The following is a 20,880-nucleotide window of genomic DNA, read 5'->3' on the forward strand; positions in this document are numbered from 1 at the left end:
TTCTCAAAACGTAAAATAAAAAGACTTTTTTTTTATATTATTTTTAGTACTCAGAAAGAACATCATGTAAAAATTGCATGAAGATTCTTTAATGAGTTTGATAATTACAAACAAAGAAGCTTCTTTTAATCTATTTAGGGAGGAGAAATTAAATATGAGAAAAATATCACATAGACTTATTCCTTTAATATTGGGTTTTCTTCTAATAATAGTCAGTCTCCATGTAACAATAATGACTAATGTTCAAGCTGCGGAGCCTGAAGATATTTATGAGGAAAATGATACTTTCTTCACTGCATATAATATATCGTGGGGATATTATGATCTATCCTTGTATGATGAAGATTTTTTCAGAATAAATGCAACAGCAGGATTTATTTTACATATTCAAGTTCAAACAAATGCAACCAATGAAACTGTAAATATTGAGCTTTATAATTCATCCTACATACTAGTAAAAGGAAATTATGATTGGCAACCAGTTAAAGACCTGTTTTTCACAGTTCCTAGCTCAGACTATTATGTAATTAGATTTTATAGTAATGGTGGCCTATATAATTCAACTTACAGTTTGAATGTGAATGAATATGCACCAGGTAGTATTGATGATAAATTCGATGATTTTGGCGGAAATGATGATTTTTCTTCTGCATCAATAATTTGGCCTAATTACTATGCCGATTTATTAATGAATGACAGTGACTATTATCGTGTTTTTGTTTCAGCTGATGAAGATTTTGAAGTTAAGATAAAATTCGATGAAGCTTATTCTTGGATTGATTTTGATATTCTTAATGAAACTGGAAGTATTATTGCCTCCGGAATTCATACTGTTTATGGGCAAGTTGAAGTATACTTGAATGCAACAGGTCTTGATCAAAATTTAACGATATATGTATGGGAAGTTCCTTATTCTGGCTATATATATGACATGGATATTTGGACTTATATTGGAATGGGTCCAACTGATGATCCTTATGAAGAAAACGATAATATCAATGAATCATTCTATATTGGATATGGATATTATACTTATCTATCGCTTGCTGATGAAGATTGGTTCACATTCGATGGATACAATGGAACATTAATAGAAATTGAAGCATATTTCAATCATACTGAAAATGACCTTGATTTCACCGTGTATGATGGTAACAATAATTCAATTGGAGGATCATATGGAGTAGGAAATTCTGAAAATTTTAGTTTCTATTGTTATGGATATGAACAGTACAAAATTCAGATTTATAGCACCAATGGATATATGAGTCCACAACCTGGATTCTACAATCTTTCAATAAAATTGGTTGAAGACAGTTGGGAAGATAATGATTACATCGGAGAAGCTCCAGAATTAGTTCCAAACTATTATGATCATCTAGTTCTTAACGATGAAGCAGATTGGTACGCTATTTGGGTGAATGGAAATGACAACATTTCTATCTATTTATATTATGATTCATGGGTAAATGTCAGTTTTGAATTATACGATCAATACAGTAATTTAGTGATAAATGCAACAAAAATGTGGGATGGTGCGATGTGGATCAATTTCGTGAATGGCAATTATTCCCAATATTACTACATTGAAGTTGCTGGTGATTACACTATGTATAATTTAAATTTTATCATTGAATCATCCGGCGATGATTGGGCAGAACCAAATGATTTCATCTATTCGGCTTATAGTCTTGGTTTTGGATATTATATGGATTTATATCAATTGAATGATGATTGGTATCAGATTCCAGGTTTGGATACTGATCAAACGCTTCATGTAATATTAAATTTCGATAAAAACGAAACTAATTTATATCTTGAATTATATAACGAAACTGGCTATCTATTAACTGTTGATTACTATGAAAATGAATTTTCAAAAGAGATCACGTTTAATCCTGCACAATATCACTCATATTTATATATTATAGTTTCTGGACCAAATTCTGGAGATTGGTACAATCTGGATATTTGGTGGGAGAATAATTCCGTTTCTGATGATTGGGCAGAAGAAAATGATTTTATCGGTGAAGCATATTCTCTTGGATGGGATTATTATTCTGGTCTAAATCAATGGGATGATGATTGGTATCAAATTCCAGGAATGGGTACTGATCAAACACTTCATGTAGTGTTGAATTTTGATAGAAATTATACTGAGTTATATATCGATTTATACAATGAATCAGGTTGGATACTGAGTTATAATTATTATTCAAACGATGATTCAAAAGAAATTATTTTCACACCTGAAGAATATCATTCATATCTCTATATTTTAGTTTACGGACCAAATTCTGGAGATTGGTACAATTTGAATGTTTGGTGGGAAAATAATACCGTTTCTGATGATTGGGCAGAAGAAAATGATTTTATAGGTGAAGCATATCCTCTTGGATGGGATTATTATTCTGGTCTAAATCAATGGGATGATGATTGGTATCAAATTCCAGGAATGGGCACTGATCAAACACTTCATGTAGTGTTGAAATTTGATACAAACGATACTGAGCTATATATCAATTTATACAATGAATCAGGTTGGATACTGAGTTATAATTATTATTCAAATGTTGATTCAAAAGAAATTATATTCAAACCAGAAGAATATCATTCATATCTCTATATTTTAGTCTATGGACCAAATTCTGGAGATTGGTACAATTTGGATCTATGGTGGGAGAATAATTCCGTTTCTGATGATTGGGCAGAAGAAAATGATGAACAATGGTCATCAAGATGGCTTGATATCAATAATTATTATCCCGATTTATATCAATGGGATGATGATTGGTATTATGTTTGGTTAGAACCTGGTGATTTCTTTACAGTTTCGATATGGTTTGATAATAATGCATGGACACCTTCACTTTCTTTGTGGGATTCTAATGGTGATTGGTTAGCTAATGGTATCTATTCAGATGATTATATTTATGCAGAATTTTCAGACCCTGGAGTAGGGCAATATATTTACATCAGAGTCTTAGGACCTAACTATGGAGATTGGTATAATTTAGAAACGAAAGTCTCTTTTGGTGGAGATGACTGGGCTGAAGAAAATGATATTCAATCTGATGCTGAATGGCTTGATTGGGGATATTATTCATCATTTTATCAATTTGATCAAGATTGGTTCCAGATTCCAGGAGTAAATTCAGGAAAGACTGTCCATGTTTATATCATTTTTGATCGATATAATACTGATTTGAACATTGAACTAATAGATCAATATGGAAACCTACATGGTTATGTTGTTACTGATTATAGTGACGGAAAAGAGTTAGTCTGGACAGCAGCTGGGGATTATCCCAGTGAATATATCCGAGTTTCAGGGCCTGATATTGGTGATCAGTATGATTTAAATATCTGGTGGCAAGATGAAAATTCACAAGATGATTGGGCAGAGGAAAATGATGAACCTCAAAATGCTGCTTGGATCGATGCTCCAGGACAATGGAATGATTTGGTTCAAGGAGATCAAGACTACTATCGATTCCATGTTCCAGTTGGAAATATTACTATTCGGATAACATGCGATTCGATGGGATCTTTCTTTGCTGAATTGATGAGTTCTGACGGAAGTTCGACTTTAGTAAGTGATTATTCATCTAGTGACGGAGAATTGTATTTATGGTTCTCTAATAATGTTGAACAAGATTTAATCCTTTTAGTAGGTGGAGATGATGGATTTCGATGGTATAATTTGGAAATTCAAATAGACTCACAATCAAGTTCTTCAGACGATACAACACCTTCAGGAGATGATGATACTGGAACTTCTCCTACGGGAAATAATACAAATTCTTTCTCGAATTTAGATTTTAGTAGCATTCCTGGATACACAACACCGATTTTTGGTGGAATAAGTTTCGTTGCGATCGTAGCAATTGTCATCCCTGTATATCGTAAACGAAGATAAGGTGAAAGATTTTTTATTTTTTTTTCTTACTTTTTTCAATTATTTCTTTTATTTATTTATTATTAGCTTTTTTTAATTTTTCTTGCTTATCTGGATCGTTCTTAATTTGCTCTTCATTTTTTTCTGATTTCTTTACATTTAATCTCTCTCTACTTTCTTTTTTCTCATTTTTCTCCTCCAATTTCTTTTGATTAAGAATATAATGATAAATTCTTCGATCTTTCCTTTGATTCTGCAGTTGATCGCGCTTAATTTGGTATTCTGTTAAGAAAGATTTAAGAATTTTTGGATTAACAGGTGGTTCTATTTTTGAATCACCTTGATCTTCACCATATTTACGATTAACACGTTCCAACCATTCTTCAAGTGCACGGTAATTTTTTCTAACAATATTTTTTAATTGGAGCTTTTCTTCAAAGTATAAAGTAAAAATATTTGAATTATCAAAATTATTGACCATTTCCTCATATTTGGCAAAAATAAGAGGTGCAAATGAACGAATGTGCGCAATAAATCCTTGTGATTCAAAGTCCTTCATTTTATTTTCTAAATTCTTAATAAAAGTTCGTAATATTGCTTTTTCAAGTTGAAAAGGAAGTGGCTTTTTGAAGGAATCTAAGATATCTGAAGATGAAGATTTTTTAAAATCTTGAATTAATCTGCGATTCTCTGGTTTTTGTTCAGGATGAACTAAATAATAAGCACTTGAGATAGTACGAGAAAATTGGGATGATGAATCATCCAATTGTTCTACTACATCAGGTGAAAGATGGGTGATCAAACGGGTTTTTTGTTTGATTACTTGAATCTTGTTTTGAAAAAAGGATAAATACTGTTTTTTCTCTTGATTATATGATGAAGAATCATTATCTATAAAAGATTGTTTGAGTTCTTCTTTCTGGGATTGAAAATCATCATAAATGGAAATCAAATTTTGAAAATATAAAAGAATATCTTGAGTTTTAACTGATATTTCTACCCGAAACTTAGATGGATTTGAGAAATCATATTTTCGCTTAAAGGCTTCAATCTTTTCTTCCATCTGTCGATCTTGTGAACGAACTTCGTCTAAAAACCGAAAAAACTTGCTAAAATGATCTTTATCTTCACCTATTTTATCACACAATTCTCTAAATGTTGATCCGATGCGAATAATATTTAGCAGTTGAGGTGAATCATCAATTGCATTAATATCTTCTTTCACTTGTTCAGAGAAAGAACGAAAAGAACGAATTAATTCATGCTCTAATTTTTGATCAAGCTTAGTTAATTTTAACTTGAGCATGCGTTCCTTTATCTTTTGATTAATCAGTATTTTTCCATCTCCCATCTTTAATTGGTACGAAGTTGAATTCTTCCTTCTATTTATTTTTCATTATAAGTATGCGCTTCATATGAAAAGTTCACCATTATTCCAAACAAATTTAAGGAATTTTTTCTAACTGTGTATATGAGTGTGGTGGAAAGGAAAAAATATTTTGGAATATTTGTGAGTTTTATTTTTTTCTCAAGTTTAATTTGTTTTAATATTGTTGAAATTAAGAGTAATTCATCCCATACTCTTGTGGATCTTGCCGATCTTAATCGCATTAATAATTCTTCCTCATATTCAAAGAGTCTTAAGATTAACTCAGATCTTTCTACTTTGAAGAATACACACTTAAATGAAAATAATTCTAACAGTTCAGAAATATCAAATGATCTAAATATTGCGATAAATAAAAATAATAATCAAAATGAAGGCTTATATCTGTTAAATTCTTCATTTTCTGGAAAAGGTTCACCAATAAATTATACGACATCCATTAATGGAAAAGGAAACTACTCCAATTTTGTTTCACTTTCTGAAATTTTAAATAATCAAACAGAAGTTCATTTTTCTCTGCCTGCTGATAATAAAGTGACTTCATTAAATATAACTATTGATGATCTATGGCAGAGTACAACCCATGTTCTGCCTATAAATGAATCTATTATCGGAGATCCTACATATACAATAGTCTATACCAATAATTCTGTAAATACATCACTTCCCAGTGAAAACAGATATTTGAACTGGATTAATTTCACTATTACATCTTTTGAAAATGCACCTATAAGCCAGGCACAAATTTATATTGATAATTTACTGGTTCACACTTTTTCAAGTCTTGCAAATTACCAAAATTATTCATATGCACATAATTTTTCCAATTCCGACTCGGGCCAACATTTAGTCAATTTGACCCTAATTTATTCAAATTTAACTATTTATCAAAATCTTAATTTTTCTATTTTTCATACAAATAATTCATATTCCACAGCAGTTTTGGAACAGATCGGCACAATTGATAATCCTAAAATTACTCTCCATAAATCTTCTGTGTATTCTTATGCAAGCGTGAATTTTACAATTCAATCAGATATTTATCTTCAAAAATTACATCTATTTTGTGCTTTTTCAAGTGTGTTAGGAAATTTTGAGATATCTATTTTTCCAAGTAATGGAACAGGACCAAATTTAACTATCCCATTAGCAGTAAAAAGCTTCCCTAATGAAGTTCAACTTATTCATTCATGGCATGCTTTCGATTTTACTGAATTTTCCCTATTTCTCAGTCCTGGTGAATATTATTTTGTGATTAACGCTTCAATGTTGCAATTGAGCCCACCAACTAACTATTTTGATTTGTATACAACAATTTCCAATGTTGATGGAAGTCAAAATCCACTTGTTAGCGAGAATGGAACGCAATGGCAACCATACAATAAAAATTTTCTTTATAATATTGAGTACCTTGAATATTCTTCTTTGAATATCTCAGATATTAATGTTAATGCAAGGCTTTTTGATCAAGATGGATTCCAATCAATCAGGAATTTTTCAGGAAATCCGCTTCAAGTCCAATTTAATTCTGAATCTGATGGTGAGGGTCCTTGGCCCGTGTTATTTGGGCAGTTTACTATCCTTTTTCAAGCAAATTTATCTTGTTTCTTTAATTTTTCCCTAAGTATAATAATTCACGAAGAAAAATTCAGTAATTTGACTCAATTTATAATTCCTTCTCTAAGTAGTGAAGTTCAATGGATTTCATCTATAGATCCCGCTATTCCGATAATTAATTCAACTTTACTTGTATTTGATAACTCTTCTTTTAGATACAAGATCTATTTTCCTCAAAATTGGCGAAATATTACAATTACTCCTGAAAACAATTCATCATTTTCATGCACTGGGACTAATCTTTGGATTAATTCGACCCTCTCTTCTGAATCCATAAATATTGTTGCACTATCTGATAATGAACCAATTCTTTTCAATATCTCGCCCAGTCGACAGTATTATAGTGCAATGGATGAAATATATCCATACTGTAACACTTTGGGAAATGAAATGACAGTGTCACTTTCATGGTGGCAGACAAATGGTTCCTTTTTTGAAAGTGATTCTTCATATATTCTTACCGCGGCTGATTTTCTTGACTATAATCATTCAACTACATCCGCTTTAGCAAATGAGACAACACATCTACTTTCTTTCCCTTCATACGTTATTTCTGATCGAGTAAATAGTAACTTTTTAACTGCACGAATATGGTGGAATAATGGTTCTTCTGCAGGTTCTTTTCTGGTCCATTATTTCCTTAAAGAATTCGCTACCTTGATACTTTCACAGAAAAGTGTTGATGTGAAGATTAATTCTTTTAATGAGGATGATTCACTATGGGTACTTTATAATTCTCTTGAAAATACATCTATTTCAAATGCAAATATTACCCTCTCTTGGTTGGCGGGAAATTATTCCATTCGATATGATACAGACAGATATTTCTTTGATCTTTATGCTAACCCAGATTACTATCGTGCTGGAACTAACGTTAATTTAACAATCACCTTTTCTCATTATAAATTTCGTACCGTAACTTGCACTGTACAAGTTTTTATCCTTATTAATACTACATTTTTTTATACAATAAGCGATTCTCAAATATATTTCAATCAAAGTCTAACTATTCATGGAAAATGGTATACTTCTTCTGGTGAATCTTTAGGAAAGTCATTTTCACCTTCATCATTTAATATTTCTATTTATGTTGATCAGATTTTAATCGATTCTTCTTGGTGGTTGTTTGATTCTGAACAAGAAAATAATAGTTATAATAACTTTTTTTTGCGTATCTACACCGATCCTTTCAGTTATATGGATTTTTTGGGAGAACATTCGCTGTCTTTGATTCTTAAATGTCAAAATACCACTTCTAAATGTGAATCTCAATTTCGGGAAATATCAATAGAAATCATCGCACCCCCAACATATCTTGAGTTTATTGAATCAAACGCCTATTCTTCCAAAGTATTAGATTCAGGTCATGTTATTTTGCAAGAATTTGAGCAATTTAATTCGCTTTTTACTATAAAAATTAAATATCAATATCAAGCTACTTATTTAGATGACCCCAATAGTATTTTACCATTCAATTTCGGTTCAATTTTGGGATATATTTATGATACAACCAATAATTTGGCCGTTACAAATCTTACTCGTTTCACTCTTACTTCTTCGCTTTTTGGTTATTATCAGGCAAATTTCCTAATAAGCAATTTAATTTCTTTGAATTCATATCAAATTAGAATTTTTGCCAACACAACCAACTTGGCTCCTCAACAATTTAACCAAATAGAATTAAAGATTATACCAAAATGGGCAATATTGTTTGATTACAATGACCTTATTAATGTAGTTGAACAAGAACCTTTTGAATTTTCTGGCTCAATTCGATTCAATAATGGTACTCATGAATGGCCAGCTGTAAATCAAGAAATATCTGCAAAAATTGTTTTTGTTGGTAAAAATATTAATAATACTATTAAGAAATCGCTCTATACAGATGAAAATGCCGTTTTCACACTTTCAGGTTTTGATGTTCCTAAAAAGGATCAATTTGATTATATAATAATTAGTATTAGCTTTCCTGAATCCAGAACAAATTTGCCTAATTCATTCAGAATTCAAATAGAAATCACCCGTAATATTTTTCAACAGATCTTTATACCCATTATAATTATTGCAGGGATTGTTCTTATTGGAATACCTATTGTTATTCTGTTTGGTAGGAAATTTGCTAATAAATATCTCAAACATACCGCTGTATACGATTCAATGAAAAGTATTCCCTTATTAAAATCAACGTTTAAATTGGAAGATTATGAAAAAATAGATTCTGCTCAAGATTCCTTAGATAATATTACCACTTTACGCGTACCTAAAGTGGACATTCCTCCAAATTATCTTGAGTTAAGTAATTCAAAAAAAAATGAATTAAGTAATATAGATCTTGAAAGTTATGAAGAAATTTCAATTCCTTCTGAAGAAAACCTTGATAATCTTGAATCTTTACCAATTTTACATTATATTAATCGAACATTAAAAGACTTTCAAGAAGTATTTCTTCGTGGTCGTAAATCTTTGAACAAATCCGAATTCTTTGCTAGAAAAGATGAAATTTTTCGAAAAGGGGTACTATTTGAAAAAAATAAAGATTATTATTCTGCACTTATTTTATATTCAATTGTATATCAGATGGGTGTGAAGTTCCATGATCCTGAAGAACATGAACTTCTTCAACAAGCGATGAGCCGGGTAAAATCACAATTATCACCCAAAGAAATCGAACATTTTCAGCGAAGATATAGATGGATAAGAACCTTTTTTCAAAGACGTCCGCTTTTTCAAAAATAACTATAACTCATAACTGAAAAACTTTTAATCAAAACACGAATTACTTAAATCTAATATCAAGGGAATAATCCGCTCACATACTTTCGTAAGCGTTCATTTTTATCGCTCCCTCATAGTAAAGAAGTAATTCTTAAACACTAGATAAACTAGGTAATTGTTATGGTTGAAATTCTCAGAAAGACCACATCTGTTTGCCCAGAATGTATGGAAACCATTCCCGCCGAAATTTTTGTGGATCCAGACACTAACTGGGTATTAATGAGAAAAAAATGTCCAAAACACGGAGAATTTATGGACAAAATTTCTAATAATCCTGAATATTATAAATGGAAAAACCATGAGGCGGTGCAACTAGATTCTAATTTCTCTACAACACCTGAAAATATCTTAAAAATTCCAACACAAAAAGGTTGTCCATATGATTGTGGATTATGTGATAAACATCAATCTGCAGCAAATTTAATGATTATTGATATAACAAATCGTTGTAATTTAAATTGTCCAATTTGTTTCGCTAATTCAAATGCTGCTGGGCGAATTGTTGAATACTCATATAATGAAATTGTAAAAATAATGGAACATTTTATTAAACAAAGACCTTATCATGCTGTTATTGCTCAATTTTCAGGCGGAGAGCCTACCCTTCATCCAAGAATTCTTGATATTATTAAAAAAGCAAATGATTTAGGTTTTCCCCACACAATGTTGAATACAAATGGAATTCGAATGGCAAGAAGCAAAGAATTTTGCCGACAACTAAAAGAAGTGGGATTGGGGGCAATATATCTTTCATGGGATGCGTCAAGCGGGCAATCTCATCAAATATATGAAAAAATTCGGGGAAAGGATTTAACTGATATCAAACAGCAAGTGATAGATAATTGCCGAGAAGTTGGTCTTGATGGAATATTTTTAGTATCTACAATCGCCAAAGGAGTAAACGACCATGAAATTGGGCCTATTTTGGAATATGCTAAACAAAATAATGATATTATAGGTGGGGTTATCTTTCAACCAGTTTCATTATGTGGAAGAATTACTTTAGAAGATTTAATGAATATGCGATATACCGCCAGCGATTTAATTGATGAAATTATAAAAGTTACTGATGACAAGATTACTAAGTTTTATCCTCTGGCTATTTCAAGTAAATTGACTCAATTATTAGTATGGTTTTCCAATTTACCCAGATGGTCCATTTCTGCGCATGATGATTGCGGGTGGGCAACTTTTATGCCGATTCAAGATGGCGAATGGGTTGCTATGGAAGATCTGATAGATGTTGAAGGTTTTATTTCTTGGTCAAATCAATGCTGGGATATGGTCCTTAAAAGAGAAATTCCAAAACCTTCAAAGTGGTTACTCGGTCTTAAAACATTTGCCTATACACTCGGGATTGAGCGAGCATTTGATGTGCTTACTGATTTTTCTGACAAAATGACTGATATTGCATACAGAAATTTTATGAAATTGTATTGGGGTATAGGTGCGTTAAAATACGTGAAGAATCTCAATCTTTCTAAAATTATGAATGATCCAATGTATCGTTATATTTTGAATTTCTTAAATGATGTTCGGATTGAGAAATCTAAACAAATGTTACAACATGGGATGTTATTCGTTGGATGTATGCATTTTCAAGACGCTTATGACTTGGATGTAGCACGAGTTCAAAAATGTGTGGTTCATTATGGGGTTTTAGATCCCGATGATCCTGAAGGAAAAAGAGTTCTAGAAATTCCTTTTTGCACCTATAATACCATTCATCGGGAACGAATAGAAGAAAAACTTGCTAAGACGCATGGAAAACCTTTAGAATAGAATAATTCATAGAAAAAAAAACTTATTCGCACAAAGTGCCATCAACTGCTTTTTAGACTTTTTTAAATTTTTTTTCTATCTTTTAGCAATCAATATTTAATTGTTTTAATGATAGCTGGATAAAATTACGAAAAGGTGCCAATATGTGCGAGAATGGTAGGTCTTCGAAAAGATCTATACATTGTCGTAAATCAAATTCTACAATTTGAACCGTATACTTGAAAAAATCAAGTTTTTGAATAACTTCTCGAATTTCTCTTGGAACATCTCTAAGAAGTAGATCTCTTGGGTCTTCGACTTGATAATCTGCGAATTCTTGAAAAACTTGCAAAAGAAATACAATGAAAGTTAGATGTTGCAAATCTGCAGAAGTATAATGAGATTTTTTGATTTCACCTTTGAAAATTTTAATCGATCTTTTTAAATCATCGATAGATTTCTTAGCTTGATTTTTTACTTGTTCGATCATTCCTAAATGTCGATAGCACATCATTTTCAAAAGGTTAAATTCTGAAATCATATGGATTAGTCGAGTTAACACATTATTTTTTAGATACTCGAATGTTTGGCTAAATTCTTCAACATTTTTCAGACCTTGGCAGAGATCTCTGAAAAACTTCGCAATTTCTCTAAGTTCTTTTACAGCTAGTTCATATTTTTTAGTTTGAATCAATTTAATTAAAATTTGAAAATGATTAGGATAATCGAAAATACTTGTATTATTCATCTGTATTGCTTCAAACACTAATCTTTTTGCTCGTTCCATTCGATTAATCTTTTCAAAACATTCTGCAGCTCGAAGTAAAAACATTGCACTTGCTTGACGATATTCTTCCGGATCTATCGAAAAAAAAAGATCTGCTGTTTCTTGGTAAAGGTTGGCTGCAGTGTGAAAGTTTTCTTGTTTATATGCTAATACAGATAAAACTAGTTTCAATTTTGCGATTTCTTCTTGAAGATCTAAGTATTCAAGTTCAACAATAATATTTTGGACTTTTTCCATGATTAATAGAATTTCTGTTTCTTTTTGAACAAAAGTAACTAATTGATTAAATGCAGGAGATATTTGAAGATAAACACCAATATTCAAGTAAATCTCAATAGCACGCATAGTAAGGTAGATGGCTGCCTTAATATTTCCTTTTTGACAAAGTTCGAGTGCTTCTTGAATAATCTCGTTTGCACGTTCAATTTCTATTTCTTTCTCAAAAGATTCATTGTCCCAATCCATAGCCATCAATTTCCTACTGAATTTTTAATATGACGTTTCAATGTTTCAATAAAATTTAAGTATTAAAATTAATCACAATATAAAACTTAGAGGAATTAGAGGGCTTATTGGCTAAGTCGATGGTTTCAAGATGTTATATAGAAAATTAGTTGTTATCAACTTTCTCTAATATAAAGAAGTTCTTTTCAATAATAGCCCAAAATTTTTTACACTTATATTCATTATTCTCTATAATAAGTAATGAAGTATACTCTAGAGGCTTAAGAAACTATGATGAGAAAGGGCGATGATGCAGGCTACGATCGATCGATCACCATGTTTTCACCCGAAGGACGATTATATCAAGTAGAATATGCATTAGAAGCAGTGCGCCGAGGAACGCTTTGTATTGGAATTAAATCAAAATCAGGCGCAGCTATTATTACGCGGAAAAAATTTAGTAAATTAATGGATCCATCAACTATTCAAAAAATTTTCAAGATTGACCAACATATTGGATGTAGTATTTCTGGTCTTCATGCAGATTCTCGAATTCTTGTAGATTATGCACGAGTACAATGTCAAGTTCATCGATTAACTTACAATGAACCAGTTCGAATTCAAACGATTACTCGAAAATTAGCTGATATTAAACAGCAATATTCTCAACATGGGGGAGTCAGACCCTTTGGCTCTGCATTATTAATCATTGGAGTAGATCCCGATGGAATGCCCCGAGTTATGACAACGTCGCCAAGTGGAACATACTGGGCATGGAAAGGAACTGCCATGGGAAGAAATGCGGAGGATGCTCGTGAAAAACTCAATAAATCGCTTAAAGATGAGATGTCTTTAGATGAGTTAATTAAAATGGGAATTCAAGTCTTAAAAGAATCTACTGAAGAGGAAATAGAAGATGAAACCATTCAAATCGGATGTATCGATACTGAATCTAAGCAATTTCGAATCCTCTCGATGGATGAAAAAATGAAATATATGAATATTAAACCTGCTGAATAGACTTATTCGCACTAATTAATTTACAGCACTGCAAAAAATACTCACCTATTCACAGTGTTGATGTATAAATAATTAGATTTGATTAATTAACTAAAATTGCAAAATAAAAACTTGTTTTTTTTTTTTATTTACACTCTATAATTAATTATTTATTAATGATATTTTTATTCTTCAAATTTTGATAATATTTTTCTGTGTAATTGGTATTTTTTAATGATTTTAGGAAAATTCAAAATTTCATTAGAAGCAATAAGACCTACTCTTTGGAGAAATTCTTTTGGAAATTCTTCAATTTCCAATTTTAATTCACGAAATGTTTTAAATATATCAATTCCAACAGATTCTGGAGAAAATTGAATCTTGTTAGGATATCTACACGGTTCATCTGGACAAGTGCATTTATATCCCTTTTTTTTACAAATTCTGCATTCTGAGCAAAAATAAATTGTTTCCATGGCATGAGAATCACGAAATTTTTCAAGAAAATCATTCAAAATGTCTGTAATTAATTCAAATTGCTTTGAATCTTTGATCTTTGACCATATTTTTATTGGATGAGAATAAACAGAGATTTTAATGCGAATAAGCCAAAAGTACTGATAAGTAGAAAGTGTTGCTCGAGTCTCTTTAATTGTTGAACTATATGGTGGACAGCTCCAATTAAATCCAAAATTTGGACATCCATCTTTATGACCCTTGTAAGGAAGTTGGCAGTTTTGCTTTACTTTTTCATTATTTTCAATAAATTGAATTTGATCGAATTGTACTCGATATGCATCAATTTTAAAATTCATAATCAATATCCCAGTTCCAAATTAATTTGATTAATAAAATCTTTTTTTCCTGATGCAACTTTTATTATATTTTCAATAATATCGTCCCAGCGACGCAAATCATCAAAAGGTGAATCTGCTCTATGAGGGGATAACAATACATTTTTCAAAGTATTAAAGGGATAAGAATAAGGCCACAATCGATTAAATTTATCGGGTTTTGGATTATAAATATACCATACATCTAAAGCTGCTCGTGATATAATACCATCTTTTAACGCATTAAATAAATCTCGTTCATTGATGATTTTTGCGCGTCCAACATTCACAATTATTCCTTCCTTTCCCAATAAACGTAAATGCTTCATTTTTATCAAATTCTTCGTTTGAGGTGTTAATGGTGCAGCAATTATTAATGTATCAATTGATTTCATAAATAAATCAAGTTGTTTTGGGATATAAGTGTGAATTAGAGTAGGAAATGAATCATTTTGGTCAAAATTCCAATTTCTCTTCATAATATGGAATTCAACAGGCAATCCTTGGAGTAATTTGTGCACTTTTTGATTGATTTGGCCGTAACCAAACAATCCAATTTTCCTTCCCATAATTGGAATTGATGGAAATTGCTCTTCTACACCTTCTCCGCCTGGAATCCATTTTCCCTCCAACATTTCATTATGATGAATAACTAAATGATTCAGAATTCCAAATAATAATGCTACTGCATGTTGTGCGATTAATATTGCCGCTCCGTGAGCATTAACAATTGGAAAGGATGGAGGGGTTGAAAGCTTTTTAAAAGTTTCAACTAGGTAGCTTACTCCTGTATACGGAGTGATGTATAATTTTAACTTTTTTGCTCTTTTTAATAATTTTAAAGAACACTTCCACCCAATTAATACATCTGCAGTTTCTACTAATGGAATCATATCTTCTAAAGATAGGGATTTAGGAATAATTAATTCTATATTTGGAAAAGCGTGAAACTTTTTTTTCAAATAACGCAAAACCAAAGGTGAGATTGTGTTGTATAAGAATACAATCTTTAAAGAAGGCAGCAGAGAAGAATTTTTGTCCATTTTTGATGCACATATTGGTAGGTGAAATCGATATTCAGAACATTTTCACCATTTTCGAGCCACAAACTTTACACTGGTGATCTTTCAACTTATCATAGCACTTAACATGATAAATTGCATTACAAGTTCTATTACCACATTTGATTACTTTTTCATCTTCTTCAAAAATTCCTGAACATACAGGACAAGCAGAATATAATGCTTCATCTCCTAAATCCCTAGCATAATAAACAGATGCTTGGACTGTTTGAGTTTTAGTTTGCATTCCTTCGCTTCTCATTTCTTGCTTTAGATTTTGGTGCATTTGTACTGCAGTCTTAATTGAAGCAGGTATTTTTAATAAATAAAGACAATGAACACAACGAAATATTGTACCATCACCTTCTTTATTCTGATTTTTAGCCCACAAACTTGCACATGAATAATGCATAGGAGTACCACAGTTTGGGCAATAAGCACCACTAATACTGAAATCTGTTTTTGAAATTGGATCGTTAGTTTGAAAGCAAATTGAACATTTTTCGTATGATTTGGTTCCTCGAAGTCGGGCAATTAAATCTTGCTGATCTTTAGATCCTTTGGTCATTTGGGCTTCAGTCAATAAGGGTGATGCAATCTTTTTAAGAATTGGTTGTGGAATTCTAGATTTTGATGAATCCGTTGAACTTCCTGGTGGAAGAAAATTATTTTGTGCAATATTTTGAACAAAACGAATGATATTTTCTGTATTTTTTGCATGTAAAAATTGCCCATTTGCTTTTTCAGTTATCTGCTTTAAAATACTGTAAGCTTGCACCTCTCCGAGTTGCACTGCATTTATTTTCATTCCTAGTTGATTTGCAAGAGATGCCATTTTTAAGGGATCAATTTTTGAGAGAGTATATGCTCCATCTGAAAAAATGAAAATACGTGGAACTCGTGCTCCATTCGTTCGGATATCCTCAATTAAAATTTTAATTGCCATTCCCAAACCTTCACCCAAAGCACTTTTTCCACTACAAACTAAATCGGGTAAATAATTAGAAAACTCATCTAATTTAGCAAGATCAGTAAAATCAAAAATTTTTTTTGCTTGTGATTTTACAACCACCAATCCGAAAGCTGATGCTCCTGAGTTTTCGCTATCGTTTAATAAACGTGCCTGAATGAATTCAATAATTCCCAATTTGCATGCATCAAGACGATTAGGGCTATAATCTGTGCGAAACATCGATCGTGACGCATCTAATAGAAATACAATAGCTTCGGAGATCGTTTCAGGCATATAAATCATGTTAGTGAATTTTGATATATTATTATTATCTCTCAATTCTTAAAGAATTTAGTGTAGATTAGATTTCCAATGAAAAATTTTAACTCACCTAAAAGTCACTTCTCCGATTTTTCTTTTTTCTTATTCTTTAAAAGAGAAGATTTTTCAAAGATCACTCATTGACAAAAGTGACTACGAAATGGATCAACAACCGAGTTTCTTTACAAAAATCCAGTCGTTTTTCAAAGATGGGGTTGATTTTACTTCGATTAAAAAACCAACTGATGTTTTAGATCTTCCCTTCAGTACTTTAAATGCTTGGAATCCTCAATGGGAACCCTTCTTTGAAGAGTTAGATCTGGTCTCTATAAAAGATTTAGCAAAATATCGTGAACCTCTTGTATTGGAAGGATTAAATCCAGATGATACCAATAAACTAGCTATGATTTGTGAATTGATTTTTTGGTATATGACCCAAATCGCTGAACATGGTGAAGGGAAAAAGAAAATTATCTTTTTAGGATTGGGAAATGCAGGAAAAACTTCTGCACTTACTGCATTATCTGAAAAATATTCTGCAATAAAAGAATTACTCCCTACGCGGGGTTTACAGCGCCAAAATACAAATATTCTTGGATATGAGTTGGTTGCATTCGACTTTGGAGGACAAAGTCAATATCAAGACCAGTATTTTGAAAAGGCAGATATGTATTTTACTGGTGCAGATATGATGATTTACATTATTGATATACAAGATCCGGATAGATATGAAGAATCCTTGAATTATTTCAAGAAAATCTTAACAACTTTTGAAAAGTATAATTTAATTATTCCTGTTTTAGTTGTGTTTTCAAAATTAGATCCTGATATTGCAAATGATGAAAAATTAAATGAACAACGGCTTGAATTAATTGATAAAATTGAGAAAATTTCATCAAATTTCGATGTTGGATTTGCTGTAAGCTCAATATACGAGCGAAATTCCATTGAAAATCTCTTTTCATTAGCATTAAAGAAAATTTCTACTTCAGGAGGAATAATTCAAGAGCTTTTGAAAGCATATACAAAGGATATTAAAGCTCGGGCTTGTGTGTTAATATCTTCTACTGGATTAGTTTTTGGTTCTTATGGAGAAACTCATCAAGAAGAAGAAATGTTAAAAAATTCAGCAGCATATCTACAAAATCTTTATCTTTTCCATCTTACTACTGGAATACAGCGCGAAGATTTTTATGAATTAAATTACAAAAGAAATAATTTACATTTTATTTCTGAGTATATTACATCATCAGATAGCGGTATGGTCTATTTATGGGTTTTAACTACAGATTTAAGAGAAGAAGTATTAGGAATTAGAAAATTCAGAGAGGATCTTATTCCATTAGTTGATCTCTTTTTATAAATTAGCTCGTTATTCCATATAGTATTTGTACTCTTTTTTCAATTATCTTTTCTTTTTCATTAATTAATTGGTTGTTTTCATTATAGTTTTCATATAATTTTACAAGATTTTTGGACAAACGCGCAATCTCTTGTGCAATTTTGAAATTATTTTTGTTTATAATGATTATAGGAATTTTTGATAAATCATTAATATAAAATTGAAGATAATTACCCCGAACATGAGTATGTTTGAATATTAAACGATAATAATCTGAAATTAAATTTGAATTTAATATTCCAAGTAAAAAGTAAAATTCTTGTTCAATGTTTTGAAATACTGTATTTGATAGAAAAAGCTTTTTCTGTTTTTTAGGGAAAGAAAAGTTTTGGTCTTTTCTAAGAAGAATAATTACTGAATTGTTTACATAATACCGGGAGAAATCTATCGCTGCTTTAAGCCTAATTCCAAATAATTTTATAAAAATTTTAGGACATGCTTCAAAAATCCATTTATCTCGTAATGATCCATAATCTCCCTTAGTTTTATCAAATACATTATTATCATAATTTATCCATAATCCTTGCCATGATATCCTATATCTCTCAATTTTCTGGCGACTGGTAATTAAAGGCTTGAAATTTGGATTCATTTCATATTTATCTTGAGTATTTGAATAAATTAATTTTTGTCGGCAGTTTCCGGTATGAATTCCCTTTCGTAAGGTATAAGGACTTAAAGAGTCACCTAAAAAGAAATAAGAATTTGGAGGTAGATTCCAAAAATGAGAAAGAAATTTCATTTCATTCTCTGAAATATTAGTGATAAATGCAAATTGAGGTGTTGAATAGAAATAATTTTGTTGAATTCGAAATCCTTGAATTTTTCCTGATAATATATCTGATAATTCACTTAATTTTTTTAAATGAAATAATTCAATCCAAAAAGTGTTAGAAAATTGTTGTTCTTCTTTGATTGAATCATTTTCAATTTTTTTTTTAAAAAAGAATAAAATAGGGTAGGTTGAAACTTGAAAAAATACGGATAATTGAGAGAGATCGATAATTGCAAGGATTTGTACTTGAGTTAATAACATTTTTCTTATTTTTAAGCCATATTTGGATATTAACCATTTATTTGAGATGATTAATCCACAAATACCTCCTGGTTTAATTAAATTCAAGCATTTCTCTAAAAAAACAACTGAAAGATCAAATTTTTGATAAGTACTTTTATATTTAGCTTTTAATTTCTGCCAATAATTATCATCTATTGCGCTAGATTTAATATAAGGAGGATTTCCTATAAGAATATCAAACTGATTTGGTTGTTCTAGATTACTATCGAATAGAGAATCTGTCTTAAGAATTTTGAGTTTTTGCCATTTATATAATTGGGCAATTTGAATTGCAATTGGATCTTTATCATACCCGTACAAATTTGATTTATAATTCTCTTTTAAATTATGCTCTTTAATAATCCATTCGAATAAAAATTGACCAGGACCACATGCAATATCTGCAACTTTTAATGTACTAGTAGATTGTCCAAGATTATTCATTAGTTTTTTCATAATCCATTGTATTATGAATTGGATTATCTCTTTTGGCGTATAAATTACACCTAAATTTTCATTTTTCTTTTTATTTCGCGTAATTTCCCAACAATTATTTTTAAAACTTAATGAATTTATCAGATAAAATTGATATAATTGACCCAAATGTTCAATTAATGTAATTTTTTTTTGAATATTTGGTGTTGACTCTATTTTTTTTTTATATTTTTTAAAAATTGATTCAAAAGTTTTTTTCCAACACTTTTTTATCAATCTTTCGCGCTCTTTTTCTCTTATAAATGTATTCTCTTGAATTATTTCAAGATTATTTAAAAATTCATGAGCAAGATTGTTGTTGGAAATTTGATTTTTACTCAAATTTATCATTTATTAGTATTAATGTAATTTAATATTCTTATCGAATTTTTATTGATGTGAAAATTTATCCGTTTTTGTCGGATATGTTTAAGTAGATAGAGTTTATAATTCTTTTAGTAATAAGAAGGGGGTATTTATCTGATAAGTCAGACTTTTGTTAGAAAGAGTCAAATTGTTTTAAACGGGAAGGTATTTCATCATATAGGTAAAAAATTTCCCATTAAAGTATTAAGCACTGTGATGGGGGAGTACTTAAAACCATTTCATATTCATCTTAATAATTTATCTAGAAATGGAACTTTTCGGATAATTTTTGATAATTGTAAGTTTTTTGATTTTTTCTGCTCTCATTATTGGCCTGATTCAAAAATTTTCACTAAATCTGAAGAAAATCCAATTAAAGTGAATTTTACTATTGATGCATTACCTGATGAATTAGAAGAAAAATACATTATAGATATTATTAAGCAGAAATTGGAGAATATTGGAATTTCAATTGAAATGGATCTTCAAACTGGAATAATTATGGTTATTTTCCCAAATTCAGAGTTTATCTTTATTTTACTCGTTGCAATTTTACAAAGTTTAAATTCTAGTTGATTTTTTTAAAAGAAATACTTTTTTTGTTATCAAAAAAAAAAAAAATTCTTAAGTTTACAAGTTAATGATCCGACAAAAATATTTTCTCAAAAATAATTAAAAATTTATCGATGAATACCACTTACAACAAAAAAGTTAGGGGGCATGTTTTATTAAACTTTTAGTAAATT

The 20,880-nt window shown here is 30.4% G+C and carries 12 protein-coding genes; 6 read left to right on the plus strand and 6 right to left on the minus strand.

From position 1 onward, the window contains the following. The first annotated feature begins 154 nt into the window (after nucleotides 1-154). Entirely contained in the window at nucleotides 155-3,919 is a 3,765-nt protein-coding gene (locus tag ACXLDF_RS02595) for a hypothetical protein (protein ID WP_457556929.1), read from the plus strand. 52 nt (nucleotides 3,920-3,971) lie between these two features. Here ACXLDF_RS02595 and ACXLDF_RS02600 read toward each other — a convergent pair whose 3' ends face one another. After that, nucleotides 3,972-5,249: a hypothetical protein gene (locus ACXLDF_RS02600; RefSeq protein ID WP_457556930.1), complete on the minus strand. Its 1,278-nt coding sequence runs from the start codon at nucleotides 5,247-5,249 to the stop codon at nucleotides 3,972-3,974. 126 nt (nucleotides 5,250-5,375) lie between these two features. Between ACXLDF_RS02600 and ACXLDF_RS02605 the strand changes: the two genes are divergently transcribed. Continuing rightward, nucleotides 5,376-9,638, plus strand: coding sequence for a hypothetical protein (locus tag ACXLDF_RS02605; RefSeq protein ID WP_457556931.1), 4,263 nt, complete (start codon nucleotides 5,376-5,378; stop codon nucleotides 9,636-9,638). A 159-nt stretch (nucleotides 9,639-9,797) separates the two neighbouring features. Next, nucleotides 9,798-11,459, plus strand: a complete 1,662-nt coding sequence (locus ACXLDF_RS02610) for a radical SAM protein (RefSeq protein WP_457556932.1) — start codon at nucleotides 9,798-9,800, stop codon at nucleotides 11,457-11,459. A gap of 82 nt (nucleotides 11,460-11,541) precedes the next feature. Here ACXLDF_RS02610 and ACXLDF_RS02615 read toward each other — a convergent pair whose 3' ends face one another. Continuing rightward, nucleotides 11,542-12,696 (minus strand): hypothetical protein, encoded by a 1,155-nt coding sequence (locus ACXLDF_RS02615; RefSeq protein WP_457556933.1) that lies wholly within the window; start codon nucleotides 12,694-12,696, stop codon nucleotides 11,542-11,544. A 264-nt stretch (nucleotides 12,697-12,960) separates the two neighbouring features. Between ACXLDF_RS02615 and psmA the strand changes: the two genes are divergently transcribed. After that, on the plus strand, nucleotides 12,961-13,689 hold the full coding sequence (gene psmA, locus ACXLDF_RS02620; RefSeq protein ID WP_457556934.1) for an archaeal proteasome endopeptidase complex subunit alpha: 729 nt from the start codon (nucleotides 12,961-12,963) through the stop codon (nucleotides 13,687-13,689). 164 nt (nucleotides 13,690-13,853) lie between these two features. Here the strand turns inward: psmA and ACXLDF_RS02625 are convergent, their stop codons facing one another. Genes ACXLDF_RS02625 through ACXLDF_RS02635 form a run of 3 tightly spaced genes read right to left on the minus strand, consistent with a single transcriptional unit; the run spans nucleotide 13,854 to nucleotide 16,808 of the window. Beyond that, nucleotides 13,854-14,483 (minus strand): DUF2284 domain-containing protein, encoded by a 630-nt coding sequence (locus ACXLDF_RS02625; RefSeq protein ID WP_457556935.1) that lies wholly within the window; start codon nucleotides 14,481-14,483, stop codon nucleotides 13,854-13,856. Nucleotides 14,484-14,485: 2 nt separating this feature from the next. Further along, nucleotides 14,486-15,544, minus strand: coding sequence for an NAD(P)-dependent oxidoreductase (locus tag ACXLDF_RS02630; RefSeq protein ID WP_457556936.1), 1,059 nt, complete (start codon nucleotides 15,542-15,544; stop codon nucleotides 14,486-14,488). Nucleotides 15,545-15,578: 34 nt separating this feature from the next. Further along, entirely contained in the window at nucleotides 15,579-16,808 is a 1,230-nt protein-coding gene (locus tag ACXLDF_RS02635) for a VWA domain-containing protein (RefSeq protein ID WP_457556937.1), read from the minus strand. 187 nt (nucleotides 16,809-16,995) lie between these two features. Between ACXLDF_RS02635 and ACXLDF_RS02640 the strand changes: the two genes are divergently transcribed. Further along, a complete protein-coding gene (locus ACXLDF_RS02640; RefSeq protein WP_457556938.1) occupies nucleotides 16,996-18,198 on the plus strand; it encodes a Rab family GTPase in 1,203 nt (400 codons plus the stop codon). 1 nt (nucleotide 18,199) lies between these two features. Here ACXLDF_RS02640 and ACXLDF_RS02645 read toward each other — a convergent pair whose 3' ends face one another. Then, on the minus strand, nucleotides 18,200-20,110 hold the full coding sequence (locus ACXLDF_RS02645; protein ID WP_457556939.1) for an Eco57I restriction-modification methylase domain-containing protein: 1,911 nt from the start codon (nucleotides 20,108-20,110) through the stop codon (nucleotides 18,200-18,202). 240 nt (nucleotides 20,111-20,350) lie between these two features. On the opposite strand from ACXLDF_RS02645, the gene ACXLDF_RS02650 reads away from it, so the two are divergent. Beyond that, on the plus strand, nucleotides 20,351-20,710 hold the full coding sequence (locus ACXLDF_RS02650) for a hypothetical protein (protein ID WP_457556940.1): 360 nt from the start codon (nucleotides 20,351-20,353) through the stop codon (nucleotides 20,708-20,710). Nucleotides 20,711-20,880: the final 170 nt, after the last annotated feature.

The organism is Candidatus Harpocratesius sp., assembly GCF_054039255.1.